Here is a 17,032-nt window from a genome sequence, read left to right on the forward strand (position 1 = left end):
TGAGACTATTTCATTGGGCAATGACATGGGAAACGCGTGAGCGACCTGTTATTTTTTGAATCCCAAAGAGGGCTCATGCGACGCAAGCGGTTTACAGTTTCTGCTATGTGGTGCGCGGCGAATTCTGCTTCTTCTTCTGTTGTGTTTCGGCCAAAGCTTATCCTGGTTGCTGTGTTTATTAGGTCTTCTGTTATTCCAAGAGCGCATATGACATATGAAGGCTCTAAAAACGCTGAGGAGCAGGCAGATCCGGCGGAAATAGCTACGTCTTTTGCACAAGTCATAAGTCCCTCTGACTCGACGCAAGAAAAGCATAAATTTACATTTATTGGGACGCGTTTTTCCATGCATCCGTTTATGTGAACTTCGCTGCATTCGCGCATTATTATGTCTAAAAATTTGTTACGTAAAATCAGAGCGTGTTGCCAGTCTTTTTCGCGTTCTTTATCCATGATTTCTGCCGCTTCTCCCAGACCTACGCACAGTGCTGACGGTACCGTTCCAGACCTTATCCCTCGCTCTTGTCCTCCTCCGTGTAGAATTGGAAACAGCTTCACCTTTGGACGTTTTCGGATGTAGATGGCGCCCACTCCTTTTGGACCGTATATTTTGTGACTGGAGATACTCATCATGTCTATGTTGTTTTCATCAACATTTATTTTTATTTTTCCAAATCCTTGGGCTGCGTCAACGTGAAAATATACGTTTTTACTTCTGCAAATTTTTCCTATTTCTTTGAGGTTTTGTATGACGCCTATTTCATTATTTACGGCCATTATTGAAACTAAAAAAGTTTGGTCTGTGATATTTTCTGATAGTTGGTCGAGATCTATTATTCCAAGACCATTTACAGGAAGGTATGTGGTATGCACACCGTTTTTCTCAAGCGAGCGGCAGCTCTCCAGCACACTTTTATGTTCTGTCGCGCACGTTAGTATATGATTTTTGGGTCGAATAGGGTGGTTTATCAAAAACTGGGCAGTTCCTTTTATGGCTAGATTGTTTGATTCTGACGCGCCAGAGGTGAAAAAGATTTCTTCTGGCTTTGCTCCTACGACAGATGCAATTTGTTGTCTTGCCGATTCTACTGCTTGAGAGGCTTCCCATCCGTAAGTATGAGTGTCAGAGCTTGGGTTTCCAAAAATATCTGAAAAAAATGGAATCATTTTTTCAACAACCCTCTTGTCACAAGGGGTAGTCGCTTGATAATCTAAGTAAACTGGGAGCTTCGTTAACATTTTTTTGACCTTTTCCTCTTGCCCTGATATACTCCTATGGTATACCAACCTTGTAAAATTTATACTAGTTGAGTAGTTAGTTGTTTTCTTTTGTTGTTTTCGGAGATTTTGAATGTCTAATATAATGATTGTCGGTGCGGACGGACCGGTTGAAGCCAGATACCATGCGCCAGCTTCTAGGAACGCTCCGATTGTCATAATAGCTCCGCCTCACCCGAAGCACGATGGAACTATGGCGCATAAGATAATATATCTTCTGTTTAGAGTGTTTGCGTCTTTAAATTTTGGAGTTTTGAGGTTTAATTTTCGGGGATGCGGCAGGAGCCCAGGGTCGTTTAGTGGCGGAGAAAATGAGATAAGCGATGCGGCCGCTTGCTTGGATTGGCTTTTGGATAATAATAAAATGGCTAGCCAGTGTTGGGTGGCGGGCTATTCTTTTGGCGCTTGGATAGGGATGCAGCTTTTGATGCGCCGTCCTGAATGCGTGAGATTTATATCTATAAGTCCTCCTGCCAACATATATGATTTTGGATTTTTGGCGCCTTGTCCAGTGTCTGGCCTTATACTTCATGGGGAGTGCGATGACATGATTCCTAAGGAAAGCGTTCTGCGACTTGCGTATAATCTGTCGATCCAGAGAAGGAAGAATGCCATAGAGTTTCATATGATAAAGGGTGCAGATCACTCTTTTAGCGAACATATGAAAGAGCTTGAGGACTTTGTCTTTCGGTATTCGAAAGAGTCTTTGCATAGTCTTGATGATGCATATTCGGATGTAGTTTGATTTTGTTGGTCGTTATGTGAAAGGAACATTGGATGGTTGATGGATTTGAGCGGTTTGATGTAGTGGTTTTAGGGGCAGGGCCCGGTGGATATGTTGCTGCTATAAGGGCTGCGCAGCTGGGATTTTCTGTTGCTGTTGTGGAAAAAGACAAGCTTGGAGGGGTGTGCTTAAATTGCGGGTGTATACCAACAAAAGCCTTCTTGAAGAGCGCAAAGTTGCTCCGCCTTCTTTCTGACAGTAAGAAGTTGGCTTTTCATGGAATAAAGACAGGCGATGTGTCTATAGATTTTGCAGAGATGGCTATCAACTCTAGAAGTGTAATTGAGAAGCTTTCGTCTGGGATTGCCGGTCTGCTTAAAAAAAATGGAGTTAGAGTATTTCGTGCTGCTGCATCGATAAAATCGAAATCAGTAGATGGATTTATTGTTTCTATTTTTGAAGGCAGCGGCGTTTCCTCGGAGATAGCAGCATCGAAAGTTATAGTTGCTACTGGCTCGAAGCCGCAATCTATTCCTGGGTTTGATATCGACGGGAAGTATTTGTGGAGTTATAAAGAGGCGCTTTCTGCAGACCGTGCACCTAGATCGATGATGATAATTGGAGCTGGGGCGATAGGGATTGAGTTTGCCAACATTTTTCATTCTTTTGGAACAGAGGTTACTGTTGTTGAGGCTCGTGATAGAATTCTTCCGTCTGAAGATGAAGACGTATCGGGCTATGTTTGCAATATGCTTTCTGAGCGCGGAATAAAGTTTTTCTTTGAGCAGAAAGCATTGTGGTCAAGGCGTAATGATGTTGAGGGAGTCGTCGATGTTGCGATTGAGTCTGTTGACGGGAGTTCGCATGTTTGGAGCGGAGAAAAAGTTTTAGTTGCGGTTGGGGTTGCTGGAAATTCTAGTGGTATTGGGCTAGAAAATACGATGGCAAAAGTTGAAAAAGGAAGAATCGTTGTTTATGATTTTGGCTTGACGGACGAACCTGGACTGTATGCAATAGGAGATGTTGCTAGCACTACGCCATGGCTGGCGCATAAAGCAAGTCATGAGGGAATTTTGTGTGTTGAGCATATGGCTGGCGCAGCCGTGGGGCCTATGGATTATTCCTCGATACCTGTTTGCGTGTATGGGTATCCGCAGACTGCTAGTGTCGGTATAAGCGAGAGACAGGCTCGTGATATGGGGCGCAAAATTAAAGTTGGAAGATTTCCATTTACAGCGAATGGATATGCCGTTTCTCAAGGAGAGTCTGACGGATTTGCTAAGGTAATTTTTGACGAAAATACGGGAGAGCTTCTTGGGGCTCACCTTGTTGGCGCTGAGGTGTCTGAGCTGATACATGCTGTTACTACTGCTAAGGCCGCTGAGGCTACAGATGAGGAGTTGGCCCATTCTGTGTTTTCTCATCCTAGCTTTTGTGAGGCTATTCACGAGGCCGTGCTTAATGCTTATGATCGCGCTCTTCATATATGATGCGATGCAAGTTGATTATTTTCGATTGGCTGGATGATGGATGACTTGAGTGGATGATTTAGTTTATAATCATCATCGTCGACGTGTTTTACGGTCTTTTAATTAAAAAATGAACTTAGGATATTTTCAGCATCCTGCGCTTGGTGAGCGCGAACTGTTTTTTGTTTGTCAAGACAGCGTATGGAAAGTAAGCAAGGGAGGCGGCAGAGCACAAATGCTCACGCATCCTATGCGCGGTGTGTCGTTTATCGCCGTGTCTCCTAATAATCAGATAGTAGCGTTTTGCTCTTGTGGAGAAGTATTCATAATGTCTGCTGATGGCGGGGTCCCTATTCAGCTGACTAGGACTTTTGGTTCTTCTAAGTTAATAGGATTTTTTGGAGATAGGCGTCTTGTAATAGCGTCGTACCATAAATCTGCATTTAGCGTTCCAACTATGTTTTTTATTGATATTGAGAGTGGTAGAGCTTCACAGCTTAACTATGGTCCGTGTGAATTTATATCTTTCAAGGGCGCGGTTTGCGATGATGGAGTTGATTGTAACTTACCAGCAGTAATACAGCGAGGGGGTTATAACTTCATTTCTTGGAAACGTTATAAAGGAGGGATGGCCGCGGACCTTTGGATCGACAGAGACGGGGCTGGAAAGTTTGACAAGCTGATAAAAGAAAAGAACAACTTGTTTAGGCCAATGTGGATAAAAGATCGTGTGTATTTTTTGTCTGATATAGACGGCACTGGAAACATATATTCGTGCGACGAGAAAGGGTCTGATATAAAAATGCATACGAAACATTCCGATTTTTATGCTAGACAGTCGTCGTATAGGGGGGGCGAGATCGCGTATAGTTGTGGAGGAGAAGTTTGGTTATTTGATTCAACGACTGGCGAAAATCGTCTTCTAGCTATAGATGTTTCTATGAGTGGCTCTGAAGACGCGGTTGAGTTTGCAGACCCGGCTAGAGGGGTTACAAGCGTTGGACTCAGCCATAGCGGGGCGGTTATGTCTGTCGCGACTAGAGGCCGTCTTTTTTCTATGACTCCGCATAAAGGACCGGTTCAGCAGATTGGAGATGCCGATGGTGTGCGCTATAGAATTTCTGTATGGATTGATAAAAGCATAATATCCGTGAAAGACATTGGTACGGAGGACGTAATTGAGATTTTCGAAAACGGTGCGCAGTCGGAAAATTCTAAGCAGTTTTATGGCCACCAGTTTGACATGGATTTTGGGAAAATTATCTCGATAAAACCTTTCCCAAAAGGAAAAAAGGTTGTTATGGAAAACCATAAACACGAGATTATATTTTTAGACTTAGAAAACGTAATTGGAAGAATAATAGACAGGAGCCCTTGTGGAAAATCTGCTGGAATAGACGTATCTCCGGATGGCATGTGGATAGCGTATTCGAAGGTTCTTAAGCAGTCTCGTAGGTCAGAGATAAACGTATATGATATTGGTAGAGATGAGGTCAAAACCCTAGTGCCGGCGTTGTTTTTTAATTTCTCTCCAGCGTTTGACAGAAGTTCTTCAAGGATGTATTTTCTTTCTGCGAGGCCATTTGGTGACGTGGAATTTAAGTCGGCGTCGTTTGATGAAGAGGACTTGTTTGGCGTGAGGCCAATGGTTGCGTTGTTAAAAAAGGGCGACGTTTCTCCATTCCTTAGTCCGCTAATGGGGCTCGATGGCGATAAGGAGCGTGATGCGGAAAAAGGCGATAACTCGGAAGGAGCAATAGATGACAAAAGGGATGAATCAGCCGAAAAAAATAGCAGAAAGGGCGATGCCATAGAAATAGATTTCTTTGGCGTTTCAGATAGAATAGAAACTTTTCCTGTCCCTGCGAGAGATTACGAGTCGATCGTGTCTATAGATGGGGGCAGGGTTTTGTATAGCACGAGCAATTCTTCTGTTTTGAAGGATTTGGGGTGTGGTGATGGTTCTGGGTCTGCTGGGGAGCTGTTTGTTTACGATTTTGCATCTTTGAAAGAAGAAGAAGTGCTTTCCGATGTAAGCTTTTTCGGTCTTTCCGGAGACTTGAAGTGGACTATTTACAAAAACGGAAGCGATAGGTTTAGGATCGTGCCTACAGGGTCGAAGCCAGATGACTCTGATACGTCTTTTAGGGATGGCGGCAAGGTAGACATTGGAAGAATTAAATTGCGAGTGTGTCCGTCCAAAGAGAGGCGCTTTATGTTTGATGAGGCGTGGAGGCTACAGAAGCTTTTGTTCTGGAGGGAAGATATGGGCGGAGTTGATTGGGACTCCGTAAGATCGAAGTATTGTTCGTGTGTCGATAAAGTTGGATGTACGTCGGAATTGTTCAGTGTGATAGAGGATATGCATGGCGAACTTGGGACCTCGCATGCGTATGTTCTTGGTCAAAAAAATGAAAACTCTGAGATCGGCTCTCTTGGAGCTGACATTGAGTATGACGAGGCCATAGACGCATACAGGGTTCATAAAATTTATGCCACAGATTCATGGATACCAGAAAAAGCATCTCCGCTCAGAAGGTCCGGTGTTGATGTTAAGGAGGGTGATGTAATCTGGTCCATATATGGACGGAGGCTTTCTAAAAACGTGTCGCCAGAGTTTGTATTGGAGCGCAATGCGAGAAATCCTGTTGATATGGTTATTAGCGAAGGAGATGGATCAAACAAGAGGAACGTAGTGGTTTTCCCGTCTGCTTGCGATGATTACCTGAGGTATAGAGACTGGGTTGAAAATAACAGGAAATACGTAGGAGAGAAAACCTGCGGAAAGGTCGGTTATATACATATTCCTGACATGTCTGGGTTCGGATATGGGGAGTTTTTAAGGGCTTATATTGCTGAGTATGATAAAGACGGGCTCATCATAGATGTTAGGTTTAATGGTGGAGGAAACGCTTCGTCAAAGATTTTCAATTATTTGAATAGAAAGAGGATAGGAGCTGACAAAAGTCGTTTAGAAGGAATTATGCACTATCAGCACGAGGCCCCGAAAGGCGCCATGGTGTGCCTTGCTAATGGGTATACAGGGTCTGATGGGGATTTGTTTTCTTATGGATTTAAGCGGTTTGGGCTTGGCCCCCTTATAGGAACGCGCACATGGGGCGGGGTTGTTGGTATATGTCCGAGGTATGATCTTTTGAATGGAGTGTTCACAAGCCAGCCAGAGTACTCATTTTGGGTTGACGGTCTTGAGTGGGGGATAGAAAACCACGGGGTTGAGCCAGATATAGAAATAGAAATATCTCCTAACGACTATAGAGATGGAACCGACCCGCAGCTTGACAGGGGAATAGAAGAGGTGCTCGGCCTTATACCAAAATATAAAAATTATGAGCACATTTTGAAAAGTTAGAATGATGCTATGCATAGAGAAAATGCAAGGCATAAAGAAAGTAAAACAAAATGAATATATGCGACATCACTTCGTTTACTCTTCAAGATTTTCCAGATAAAGTTGCGTGCATCTTATGGTTTTATGGGTGTAATTTTAGATGCCTATACTGCCATAATCCTGGTCTTGTTATTGGAAATAGAAGTGTGCTTGACGAATCGGAAGTGTGGAGCTTTTTGCAAAGCAGAATTGGGAAGCTCGATGGGGTTGTATTGTCTGGAGGAGAAGCCACTTTAGACAAAGATCTTCTTTGTATAGCGAGAAAGATAAAATCCATGGGGTTTGCTGTAAAACTCGATACAAACGGAAGCAATCCAAGAGTTTTAAGCAATTTGCTTTCTGACAGGTTGCTTGATTACATTGCCATCGATTTTAAAGCTCCAAGGTGCAAATTTAAATACATAACTGGTGTGAATTCTTTTGACAATTTTCGTAGAAGTTTATTGATACTATGCGAATCTGATATAAAATTTGAAGTAAGGACTACGGTTCACTCAGACTTGTTGTCTGAAGATGATGTTTCAGAGATAATAGAAGAGCTTGACGCTGCTGGATTTCGCGGGTGGTATTTCGTACAAAATTTCAAATATGCACAAAATCTTGGTAAAATCCAAGATCAACGAAAGTGTATAGACGTTTCTTTAATACAAAAACCAAAAAATTTTCATGTTGATTTCAGAAATTTTTAGATGTGTTAAAACGTTTATGTTTTTCATGTGCTGTGATGGACTTTTTTTGAGTCGTATTGTAGAATCCTATGGAAGTTGTTGTGGTTAAAAGTCGTATTTATGGCTAAGAAAAAAGCAGGAGCGTGGGTGCGCTTGATAAGCAGTGCTGGGACCGGGTATTTCTATGTCGCAAAGTCAAGTCCAAAACCTAGGACAGAGAAATGGACTCTTATGAAATACGATCCGCGGTGTAGGAAGCACGTTCTTTTCACAGAAGCTAAGATGAAATGATCGAAGGCCGCTCTCGTTTTGGCGTTTTGGTATTTTAAGTGGTAAGCTCGCTTGGTGTTTCTAGAGGGCTAGTTGTGGTCGTGTGTGCTCCGTCTGGAGCTGGTAAGACTTCTATTTGCAAGAAGCTTGTGTCGGAGTGTGCAGATGTTGTTTTTTCTATTTCTGCTACAACTCGGTCGCCTAGGGGAGTCGAAAAGCATGGTCAAGAGTATTTCTTTATGTCTAAAGAAGAGTTTTCTCGAGCATCTTCTGCTGGTGAGTTTCTGGAGCAGTCTTTTGTTTTTGGCAATTTTTATGGAACCCCAAAGGCGTCTGTTGAGCGTTATATTGAATGTGGTATGGATGTTGTTCTGGATGTCGATTGTGATGGCGCTAGACAGATATCTTCTGCGTATCCGTCTGATTCTGTTACCATATACATTTTCCCTCCATCTATTGAAGAGCTAGCAAACAGATTAGTTAGCAGGAACGAAAACTCTGCAGATGAAATTGAAAGAAGGTTGAAAGATGCGGAGCTCTGTGTAGCAAACCTTTCTCTTTTTGATTATATAGTTGTTAATGACAACTTACAGAAAGCTTATGAAGATGTAAAATCTATCATAAGAGCAGAGAAACTGAAGACATCTAGACGTGAGCTTTCCAGCTATTGACTATGGTGACATATTGCCGGCTCGAAGGAGATGAGTTTTCTATATACTCATCGTTTCCTGTGGTCTTTGCGCCGAGGTATGGCTCCCCAAGACGTGAGTCAAGGGGGTATTGAGGGGGGCCGCCCCCCCCAGCCCCCCCCGCGCGTCCCCCTCCTCCGATGAATCGATCAATCTTATAACGGCGCTGTCTCTATCTCTAGCCATTTTTTCGTATTCTCTGGGACAGCGTCTTTTAAAGAGCGAAAGACGTTTTCATGGTACCTGTTTACCCAGCTAATCTCATGATCAGACATCCACTTAGTTTCAATTAAACGACGTCCGAGAGGAACCATTATTATGTCTTCAAGCATAAGGAATCCCTCGTGTCTATCAGATTTTTTAACCATAAGAAGGTTTTCTATCCGTATTCCATATGTGTCAACATAGCACGCTGGTTCTATGGTGAACACCATGTTTTCTTCTATCTGAGTGTGAGTTTCTCTTCCAGATAAAAGTGGTGGATACTCATGAACTGAAATAAAATATCCAACGCCGTGTCCGGTGGCATGAGGAAAGTCAAGCCCTATACTCCACAAAGGCAATCTTGCAAACGCGTCTAGTTGTGCGCCGCTTGTTCCTCGAGGAAAATGAATTGATGCAGCCGATATGTATGATTTTAGTACGTGAGTGAAAAACTTTTTCTGCTCTAGTGTTGGTTCTGTGTTTCCAAGAAAGACAGTTCTTGTTGTGTCTGTTGTTCCTGTAGAATTTTTCTTTTTATGTTCTCCGCTATATTGTCCTCCGGCGTCTATTAGGTATATTCCTTCTTTAATAGCAAGAGTAGACTCTTGCTTAGGACGATAGTGCATCATTACACTGTTTGACGCAAAAGCAGAAATCGATTCAAAGCTCCATCCGTAATAATTTGGAAATTCTCTCCTAAACTCCTCAAGCTTTTTTGATGCGCAAAGTTCTGTATATGTTCCGTCAAGAGGTATCTGAGAAATCCAATGTAGAAACCTTGTGAACGCTATGCTTTCTTGAAGTAGGCAATTTTTCAACCCAGCAATTTCTCCAGAAGACTTTATCGCACGAATGCCTGCAATCGGCGAATGACGTTCTTCGGTGCGGATGTGTTTTGTATACGCGAGCAGCGAGTGTGGTGTTTTCAAAGGGTCATATAGAAACGAGTCATAATTATGCGATAGCTCTGAGACCTTTTCTTTAAATTGATCAAATTTGTACAGGCTTATGTTGGCGTCGTAAATTTCGTCGCATATGGTGCCTGGTCTCAGAAATAACTCACACGAGAATAATCCTGTTTCTTTGCGATATACCATGGCTCGTGAGCGTGCTACGGGGATTGTCGCTATGTCGTTTCCTCTGGTATTGGTAAGCCATGCGATTTCTGTAGCGTCGTACAATATCCATACGGCTCTTTCCGAGCTATGCGCAAAACACTTTCCGCATTTTTCTTGGAATGAAACGTCGCTGTCGTGACTTTTTACGTATGAAGTCTCGGGTTTGTTGGCTTGTTGAACGCTTTCTTCCAGCGAAGAATCAATGACTTTTTTTATTTCGCTAGTATCAAACGACACATAGCATCCGCATTGCTCTGCTATTCTAATATAACGTCTAACCGACGCAACTGTGTGAGACTCTGAGTTCATGCCCAAGACCTGTCCTCTGACTAGGTTTTCAGCAAGCCACTCTTCTACGCTTTTCTTAGCTTTCTGGATCACGGATACAAATTTGAAAGATTGCTTCTGCGATTGAGCAGAATAGATCCTGTCTACGAACAATAGAACGTCGTCTCTAGTTACGATAACCGTTCCGGAGCTTCCGGAAAAATTTGTAAGCCAAAGCATGCGTCGTTTGGCCTCCTGCGCCCACATTTCGTAATCTACTCCAGACACCATAAGCAAATCTATGTCTTTTTCCGCCATTGACTTTCTTATATTTGCTATCTTTCTTGAGACAGCTGTAGAGTCACAAAATCCCATCATTATTGCTGTAAATTCAACATTTTATGACGTACTATAACACATATATCAGTTTTTAAATATAATTGAATCAAATTTTGAAACTATTTTATGTAAAGTTTAGGTTGAAAATAACTTTTGTGGGAAAAATGCTCGCGTAAATTTTATAATAAGCCTTGTTTGCTTGTGAATGGTGCTAAACTAAATGTTAAGTTGCATGATTTTATGGGAAGTTATCTGTGGAGAGCTTTGATCTGCAGGCAGTTTGAGTTGAGCATGACTTCGTTTTGTAGTCTGGTGCGCAGAAGCAAAAGGATGTGGGCATGATACTGCCAAAGGCAGCGGCAAAATGTTTTATTGATGGCCTGAGGTGATGCTGCAGTAAAACGAATCTCTTCCTCTATTATCCGGAGAAAATTTCCATATACTCAAATTTGCGAAAATACGACCCTACGGCTGCGATTTACAAACAACTCCACTCATCCATGAGAAGCGCAAAAAGCAACATACATCTTTCATCCATCGCTTCAACACGCATTTCACACAAACGACCAAAGCCCCATGGGGCAGACCTGAAAGGCCCGAAAGTTCCAAAGGTTACCTAGAATAAAACTCTATTATAAGAGCCGTATTCATTTGAACAGGGTATGGTATCTCAACAGGATCAGGTCGCCTCAAAAATGTTCCGGAAAACTTTTTTGTATCCGAGGATATATAGTCGGGAACATCCCGGTCTTTGCATTCTATGGAAGACGCGACAACGGCGTTCTGGCGGATATTTTCATCTAAAGAAACAACATCTCCATCTCTTAGCCTATACGAAGGAATATCAACTCTCTTTCCATTCACCAAAACGTGACCGTGATTTACAAATTGCCGAGCGGCAAATACAGACGGCACGAACTTCAACCTATAAACTACGGCGTCCAATCTTCTCTCAAGAAGGTCGAGCAAATTTTCGTTAGTGTCTCCTCTGACCCTCACGGCTTCTTGATAAATTTTGCGAAACTGCTTTTCCCCAATATTCCCGTAATACCTCTTGAGCTTCTGCTTGGCCGCCAGCTGCTGTCCATACTCCGTGAGCTTCTTCGCTCCCTTGGTTCCGTGTTGTCCAGGAGGATAATTACGAGTATTAACAGGGTTTTTGCTCTCTCCCCACAAATTGACGCCACACCGACGGCTGTATTTATACTTCGCTTCTAAACGCTTGGTCATGAACTATGATCTGCAACTTTGTTTAACTCCGGAAAGATATAATAGTTTCAGATTTCTGTCAATCAGGGTTTTTATGTGCGTAGCTGGGTAGTGGGTTTAGTGAAGGGAGCGTATCATTCAGACACGCTATATCTTACCATTTCGTTTCGTTTTCTGCGCCGCTTTTGTCTATTGCTACTATTTTATTTGGTTACTAGAAAAACGGTGGAAAACGGCACATCTTTATGGAGTTGACAGAGTATGATAAACTTGGACCCGAAGTTGTGTTTTTATGGTTTCGTTCGATATGAAAAAAGAAAGAACTTTGTCTATACTAAAACCTGATGCTGTTCGCAGGTCAATTACAGGAGCTATAAATAAGAAATTTGAAGACGCTGGGCTTTCTGTTGTTGCCCAGAAAATGGTTCATATAAGTAGGGAGCAAGCGGAGCGATTTTACGCAGTCCACAGAGAGAGGCCATTTTTCCGAGAGCTGTGCGATTATATAAGCTCTGGTCCTGTTGTTGTCCAGGTTTTAGAGGGAGAAAATGCTGTAGCGAAAAACAGAGATGCTATGGGGGCTACGGACCCTCAAAAGGCTGCCGAAGGGACCATTCGTAAAGAGTTTGGTATATCAATTTCTGAGAACACTGTGCATGGGTCTGATGCTCATGATACTGCTGCAGCTGAAATTGCATTTTTCTTTTCTGGATGTGAGATATACTGAGTATCTGTTATTTTATGGGGCGCTTCAGTGGCGATACGTGAGAGTATCACTTTTCCGAATGTTTTGAGCGCTGTGCGCGTTATTATCTCTCCATTTGCATATATATCTATACAACAAAAAAGCCTGTGGTTTTTGTTTATTGTTGCCGTTGCGGCGTTGACAGATTTTCTTGATGGGTTTTGGGCGAGAAGATATGGGGCGCAGACTTTTTTTGGTGAGATTTTAGACCCAATAGCTGATAAGGTATTTGTAATTTCTTCATTTGCAGGAATGTATGCTGTCGGCGCAATCCCAACGTGGTTTTTGTTTCTTACGATTGTTAAAGATAGCTTTTTAGCTGCGGGGGCGTTGATTGTGCTACGAAGAAAAATAGTCGAAAGCGTGTCTGCTTTGTTTATTGGCAAGGTGAATATGTTCTTTCAAATAATTCTGTGTGTTGTAGCATTTTTTTATGTGTTCCTGGATGGGCAAAAAGCTAGCGGAGTGTTTTATGCTCCTCTAAACATATGCGTTGCTATTACTTCTGTAACTACTGTTATGACATGGGCTGTGTATTCTGTGAGAATTTTTCTGACAAGACCGTGAGGCGCGCTTACGCTTGGATATGTTCGGGCGTGTACAGATACGCGCAGCTGTATAGTTTGTGTTGCTGTTGATTTCTATTTATTTGCAGAGTACAATTGCGCGGCCGTTTGTGTGTTGCATATAAATACAAATTGTATTTTGTGTGCAACATTAAAGAATAGGGAGGATGTTATGAACTATTTTGGGAATTTTTGGCTGTCTATGTTTGTGGCGCATGCCGCCTCTATAGCGGGCCCTGTTTATGCTATGAAGTGGCCTGGGGATGATGATGGTAAGCACTGCGCTAAAAAACCAGCTAAAAATCTTGATAACCGCTATCCATACTATAACTATAAGGCCCCGTCTCAGAGTAAGGGAGGCTATGTGAGCGGCAATCAGCAGAGCGTCCAGAGTAAGGGGTATGGCCAAAGTTATGGTAATGATTACAGCAATTACCAGGCTCCGTCTCAGAGTAAGGGAGGCTATGTGAGCGGCAATCAGCAGAGCGTCCAGAGTAAGGGGTATGGCCAAAGTTATGGTAATGATTATAGCAATTACCAGGCTCCGTCTCAGAGTAAGGGAGGCTATGTGAGCGGCAATCAGCAGAGCGTCCAGAGTAAGGGGTATGGCCAAAGTTATGGTAATGATTACAGCAATTACCAAGCTCCGTCTCAGAGTAAGGGAGGCTATGTGAGCGGCAATCAGCAGAGCGTCCAGAGTAAGGGGTATGGCCAAAGTTATGGTAATGATTACAGCAATTACCAAGCTCCGTCTCAGAGTAAGGGAGGCGGGAAAGGTTACGGAGATAATTACACAATCTCACAGAATAAAATATCATCGGCAAACTATGAAAACGAAGATTGTAGTAAAATCTGCGATGAGTATGAAGATCAACGAAGGTGCGACAATAGGGGGCCTTTACAGATTGTTTATGATGTATTTATGGGAAAGACAGATTGCGATAAGGAAGAAGAGCCCGCTAGCAACATTTTCACCAATATTGCTAATTTTTTTGATCCTAAACCAAGTCCTGAAGAATGTGGGTGCCAGCAAGATAACGGCAATGATCGAAATTTGCTGTATTTTTTCGATGACTTAGTCGCAGCGCACCAGGGCGGAAACTCTCAGGCCAGCTTATGCAGTAACGTTGTAGACAACAATAGTGTAGGTGGAGGAGACAACAATAGTGTAGGTGGAGGAGACAACAATAGTGTAGGTGGAGGAGACAACAATAGCGGAGGCGGAGGAGACAACAATAGCGGAGGCGGAGGAGACAACAATAGCGGAGGTGGAGGAGACAACAATAGCGTAGGCGGAGGAGACAACAATAGCGGAGGTGGAGGAGACAACAATAGTGTAGGCGGCTGTGATAGCGGAGGCGGCTGTGATAGCGGAGGCGGCTGTGACGATTGATCAATGTTATATAGGATTTATTTCTGATGCAGAGGCTTTAGGGGCCTCTGCGCGTTATTGGTTCTTTTAGCAATCTAAGAAAAATCATTCATAGAAGCGAATAGAGAGGTTACTAGTCTAGCTTGTTTTTATAGAATACGCTCATTTTCCTAACGGTGGCAAACCACGCGATACATATAATGCTTGTAACAGCCGACAGCATAGGATATATAAGACCTATCGCGCCTACTTTGTTAAGAACAAAATTTAGAGACGTTATGACTACTCCTCCAGAAGATTTCGCTGCTCTGCTGGCGACAAGATCTACCGCCGCCTTTCCTTTCATTTTCAGCTCGTCATTCAGCGGTATATAGGCCATTTCTTTTGTTGGGTCGAACAGAGCGTATTTGCTGCCTCTGCAGAACACATTCTGGAAAAAGCCTACGCATATTATAAGGATTTCTGGACTTGTACCTATTATGCGTGCTATGGAAAGTATGTAAGCAGAGTCTTTACTAAGCATTAACGCGAAAAATAGGCATGAAGTGATGGCCATAATCAGCGGTGTAACGCTTGCAGAGAAAAGCCATCCAAATGCTTTGATGAAATTTTTTGATACAAGGGTGAACAGTATGGTAGTTATGCCAAGAGTTATGTATAGATACCCCATAAAAGCGTTTATGGCGCGTTCGCTCTTGTAGACTTCTCCAATTTGCCCCTTCCAAACGACCTCTGTGATATTTATTGTTAAATTGTATGATACGACCAATATTGCGATACATATTATGTATTTAGAGCTCACAATATGGCGAAAGCTTTCTCGAAGAGATATTGCTTTATGTGTCCGTTTTTCTGCTGGAGCTTTCGCAAGAGAGGCGCAATTTTTGCCACATGTCTTGCAAAGCCAAGAATATGCGGCAAGAATTATTATGCAGCAAAAAACAAAAGACCAACTATAGAGACTGACTTGAGCGCAAAAATTATTGTGTCCAGAGGGCAAGACAAGAATTTTCTCGCTGTATATTGTTAACAAACCAGCAGACACCATCCCTAGGTTAGCTCCGAGACCAAATAAGGGGTATACCCTTTTTGCTTCAGATATGTTTGTTATTTGGTTTGCGAGCTGCCAAAATAATATCTGAAGACCAACGTTTCCCCATATTTCTGCTACTACATAAAACGATGTGTAACACCAGTATCCAATTGCTGGTACCAAATCTTGAAGAGCTGGAAACATCTTTTTAAATTTAAGAACAGTTTCAGGGCTTGCCTGTAGCGCCCATCGATTTGGATATATGAATCCTGCAAAAAGCAGAAAAAACACTGCAAACGGAACAAGGCAGGCTATGTATAGACTAGACTTCGATAACTTGTCGCTGAGCTTTGCATATGTTATGACGAATAGTATGGATGATGGAACAACAAATACTACTTTTATCCATGATATAACTAAATTTCCATTTATAGTGGAAGAAATAATTAAAGAATCTTTTATATTGCGTACTGTGGTATAATTAAATAAAACACAAAACATTATCAGTACAAGAGGAACAAATTTCCTTAGCTCGCTTCGGTATAACGGGCACAATACGCTGCGCCAATATCCGAACCCACAAGCAGAAGAGTCAACATTTTTCTCTTCTTTGAGACTAGGCATATGCTAAGCACTCCAATGCGGCAGCACTAAGCGCACCAAAAAAGCAAAATCTAGAAATGGTTTTGCGCTGAAATAAAATCACACATATATTTTTACTCATAGAGCAAGGTAAAAGCAATATGTAAAAATTTCACATAAAGCGAAAGTCTCTCAGCTTATGGTAGTAAATAAGGTTCCATGGAAAAAGTTAGTTGAAAATGCTGGGTTGTTACACTTGTATAGCATTTACTTAATGTCGAGCCGGGAATATAGATGTAGTTGCGCCTATTTTATTTACCATTTTTGTGATAGCCTTTCGCGAGAGGGGCATTTGTAGAGGCGGCGCTTTTCATAGTGGCTCAGTATCACCAGTTTAATTTTTTTGATGTGTTTCTTCTTTCTGTGGTTTGCGTATCTGCAATTATAGGGTTTGCTAGGGGGTTTGTTAGAGAAGTTCTCGGGTTTTGCTCTTGGGGCGGAGCAGCTTACCTTATGTTTCAAAAATTTGAAGCGCCAATGCAAATTCTTGGTCAGTTTATTAGTAACCAGGTTATGCTTAGGGTTGCAAGCCAAGCGGCAGTGTTTTTAGTTGCTCTGATTTGTTTTTTAGTCATATCTCAGCTTATATCAAGTTTCGTGCAAAACAGTGTGGTGCATGGCATAGACCGATCTATAGGACTTATCTTTGGTCTATTTCGTGCAGCGTTTTTTATATGCGCTTTTTATCTTGCCCTTTTAGTTCTTGTGCCGAATAAAGAGTTGCCGTCCATAGTTGAAGCGTCCAAGAGTATTTCTCTTGTGCAGCGAGGAGCCATTTTTTTGCAATCTCTTTTGCCTGACAGTTTTCGCGAACACTTTGATTTTGACAAAAAGGTGAAATATATAATGGATAAATGGAAGAGTGCGCAGGATCTAACAGATGCTTTGTCAGACCCTAAAGCTTCTTGCGATGACAAAAGCCCGGGAGGAGGCTCTTCTTCTGATAATGAAAATCCCGACAACAGGGATGAAAAAAAAATTGAAGACAAATGATTTTTGGGATTTTTGTTTTAAAACATGAAAAAATAGGA

The 17,032-nt window shown here is 42.3% G+C and carries 14 protein-coding genes; 10 read left to right on the plus strand and 4 right to left on the minus strand.

Annotated elements, in window-relative coordinates; all coding sequences use genetic code 11:
- Positions 1–5: 5 nt before the first annotated feature.
- A complete protein-coding gene (locus HYD_RS03360) occupies positions 6–1,238 on the minus strand; it encodes an IscS subfamily cysteine desulfurase (protein ID WP_272876442.1) in 1,233 nt (410 codons plus the stop codon).
- Between the two features lie 112 nt (positions 1,239–1,350).
- Here HYD_RS03360 and HYD_RS03365 point away from each other — a divergent pair, with 112 nt between their 5' ends.
- From HYD_RS03365 to gmk, 6 genes are all read left to right on the plus strand, one after another.
- A complete protein-coding gene (locus HYD_RS03365; protein ID WP_236864918.1) occupies positions 1,351–2,022 on the plus strand; it encodes an alpha/beta hydrolase in 672 nt (223 codons plus the stop codon).
- Positions 2,023–2,054: 32 nt separating this feature from the next.
- Complete coding sequence (gene lpdA / locus HYD_RS03370; protein WP_236864920.1) at positions 2,055–3,491, plus strand: dihydrolipoyl dehydrogenase; 1,437 nt, start codon at positions 2,055–2,057, stop codon at positions 3,489–3,491.
- Between the two features lie 109 nt (positions 3,492–3,600).
- Positions 3,601–6,840 (plus strand): S41 family peptidase, encoded by a 3,240-nt coding sequence (locus tag HYD_RS03375; RefSeq protein WP_236864923.1) that lies wholly within the window; start codon positions 3,601–3,603, stop codon positions 6,838–6,840.
- 50 nt (positions 6,841–6,890) lie between these two features.
- Positions 6,891–7,568: an anaerobic ribonucleoside-triphosphate reductase activating protein gene (locus HYD_RS03380; protein ID WP_236864924.1), complete on the plus strand. Its 678-nt coding sequence runs from the start codon at positions 6,891–6,893 to the stop codon at positions 7,566–7,568.
- 99 nt (positions 7,569–7,667) lie between these two features.
- Positions 7,668–7,838, plus strand: coding sequence for a 50S ribosomal protein L33 (gene rpmG, locus HYD_RS03385; RefSeq protein ID WP_236864925.1), 171 nt, complete (start codon positions 7,668–7,670; stop codon positions 7,836–7,838).
- A 38-nt stretch (positions 7,839–7,876) separates the two neighbouring features.
- A complete protein-coding gene (gene gmk / locus HYD_RS03390) occupies positions 7,877–8,488 on the plus strand; it encodes a guanylate kinase (RefSeq protein ID WP_236864926.1) in 612 nt (203 codons plus the stop codon).
- A 173-nt stretch (positions 8,489–8,661) separates the two neighbouring features.
- On the opposite strand, the gene HYD_RS03395 is transcribed toward gmk, so the two are convergent.
- Together HYD_RS03395 and rpsD are read right to left on the minus strand one after the other, a co-directional pair.
- Positions 8,662–10,473: a M24 family metallopeptidase gene (locus tag HYD_RS03395; protein ID WP_236864927.1), complete on the minus strand. Its 1,812-nt coding sequence runs from the start codon at positions 10,471–10,473 to the stop codon at positions 8,662–8,664.
- Positions 10,474–11,046: 573 nt separating this feature from the next.
- Positions 11,047–11,664 (minus strand): 30S ribosomal protein S4, encoded by a 618-nt coding sequence (rpsD, locus tag HYD_RS03400; RefSeq protein WP_236864928.1) that lies wholly within the window; start codon positions 11,662–11,664, stop codon positions 11,047–11,049.
- Between the two features lie 286 nt (positions 11,665–11,950).
- Between rpsD and ndk the strand changes: the two genes are divergently transcribed.
- From ndk to HYD_RS03415, 3 genes are all read left to right on the plus strand, one after another.
- Complete coding sequence (gene ndk / locus HYD_RS03405) at positions 11,951–12,370, plus strand: nucleoside-diphosphate kinase (RefSeq protein WP_236865817.1); 420 nt, start codon at positions 11,951–11,953, stop codon at positions 12,368–12,370.
- Between the two features lie 27 nt (positions 12,371–12,397).
- Entirely contained in the window at positions 12,398–12,955 is a 558-nt protein-coding gene (locus tag HYD_RS03410; RefSeq protein WP_236864929.1) for a CDP-alcohol phosphatidyltransferase family protein, read from the plus strand.
- 171 nt (positions 12,956–13,126) lie between these two features.
- A complete protein-coding gene (locus HYD_RS03415) occupies positions 13,127–14,347 on the plus strand; it encodes a hypothetical protein (protein WP_236864931.1) in 1,221 nt (406 codons plus the stop codon).
- A gap of 112 nt (positions 14,348–14,459) precedes the next feature.
- Here the strand turns inward: HYD_RS03415 and HYD_RS03420 are convergent, their stop codons facing one another.
- Positions 14,460–15,983 (minus strand): Npt1/Npt2 family nucleotide transporter, encoded by a 1,524-nt coding sequence (locus tag HYD_RS03420; protein WP_236864933.1) that lies wholly within the window; start codon positions 15,981–15,983, stop codon positions 14,460–14,462.
- A 333-nt stretch (positions 15,984–16,316) separates the two neighbouring features.
- Between HYD_RS03420 and HYD_RS03425 the strand changes: the two genes are divergently transcribed.
- On the plus strand, positions 16,317–16,994 hold the full coding sequence (locus HYD_RS03425; protein ID WP_236864935.1) for a CvpA family protein: 678 nt from the start codon (positions 16,317–16,319) through the stop codon (positions 16,992–16,994).
- Positions 16,995–17,032: the final 38 nt, after the last annotated feature.

Origin of the sequence: Candidatus Hydrogenosomobacter endosymbioticus (assembly GCF_021654655.1) — a bacterium.
In the GTDB taxonomy this organism is placed as follows: Bacteria; Pseudomonadota; Alphaproteobacteria; order Holosporales; family GW7; genus Hydrogenosomobacter; species Hydrogenosomobacter endosymbioticus.

Bases quoted from the DNA above. Each gene is read 5' to 3' on its own strand.
- rpmG (WP_236864925.1), top strand. From the start codon at position 7,668: ATGGCTAAGAAAAAAGCAGGAGCGTGGGTGCGCTTGATAAGCAGTGCT.
- HYD_RS03380 (WP_236864924.1), top strand. From the start codon at position 6,891: ATGAATATATGCGACATCACTTCGTTTACTCTTCAAGATTTTCCAGAT.
- HYD_RS03375 (WP_236864923.1), top strand. From the start codon at position 3,601: ATGAACTTAGGATATTTTCAGCATCCTGCGCTTGGTGAGCGCGAACTG.
- lpdA (WP_236864920.1), top strand. From the start codon at position 2,055: ATGGTTGATGGATTTGAGCGGTTTGATGTAGTGGTTTTAGGGGCAGGG.
- HYD_RS03360 (WP_272876442.1), bottom strand. From the start codon at position 1,238: ATGTTAACGAAGCTCCCAGTTTACTTAGATTATCAAGCGACTACCCCT.
- ndk (WP_236865817.1), top strand. From the start codon at position 11,951: ATGAAAAAAGAAAGAACTTTGTCTATACTAAAACCTGATGCTGTTCGC.
- HYD_RS03420 (WP_236864933.1), bottom strand. From the start codon at position 15,983: ATGCCTAGTCTCAAAGAAGAGAAAAATGTTGACTCTTCTGCTTGTGGG.
- rpsD (WP_236864928.1), bottom strand. From the start codon at position 11,664: ATGACCAAGCGTTTAGAAGCGAAGTATAAATACAGCCGTCGGTGTGGC.
- HYD_RS03365 (WP_236864918.1), top strand. From the start codon at position 1,351: ATGTCTAATATAATGATTGTCGGTGCGGACGGACCGGTTGAAGCCAGA.
- HYD_RS03415 (WP_236864931.1), top strand. From the start codon at position 13,127: ATGAACTATTTTGGGAATTTTTGGCTGTCTATGTTTGTGGCGCATGCC.
- HYD_RS03395 (WP_236864927.1), bottom strand. From the start codon at position 10,473: ATGATGGGATTTTGTGACTCTACAGCTGTCTCAAGAAAGATAGCAAAT.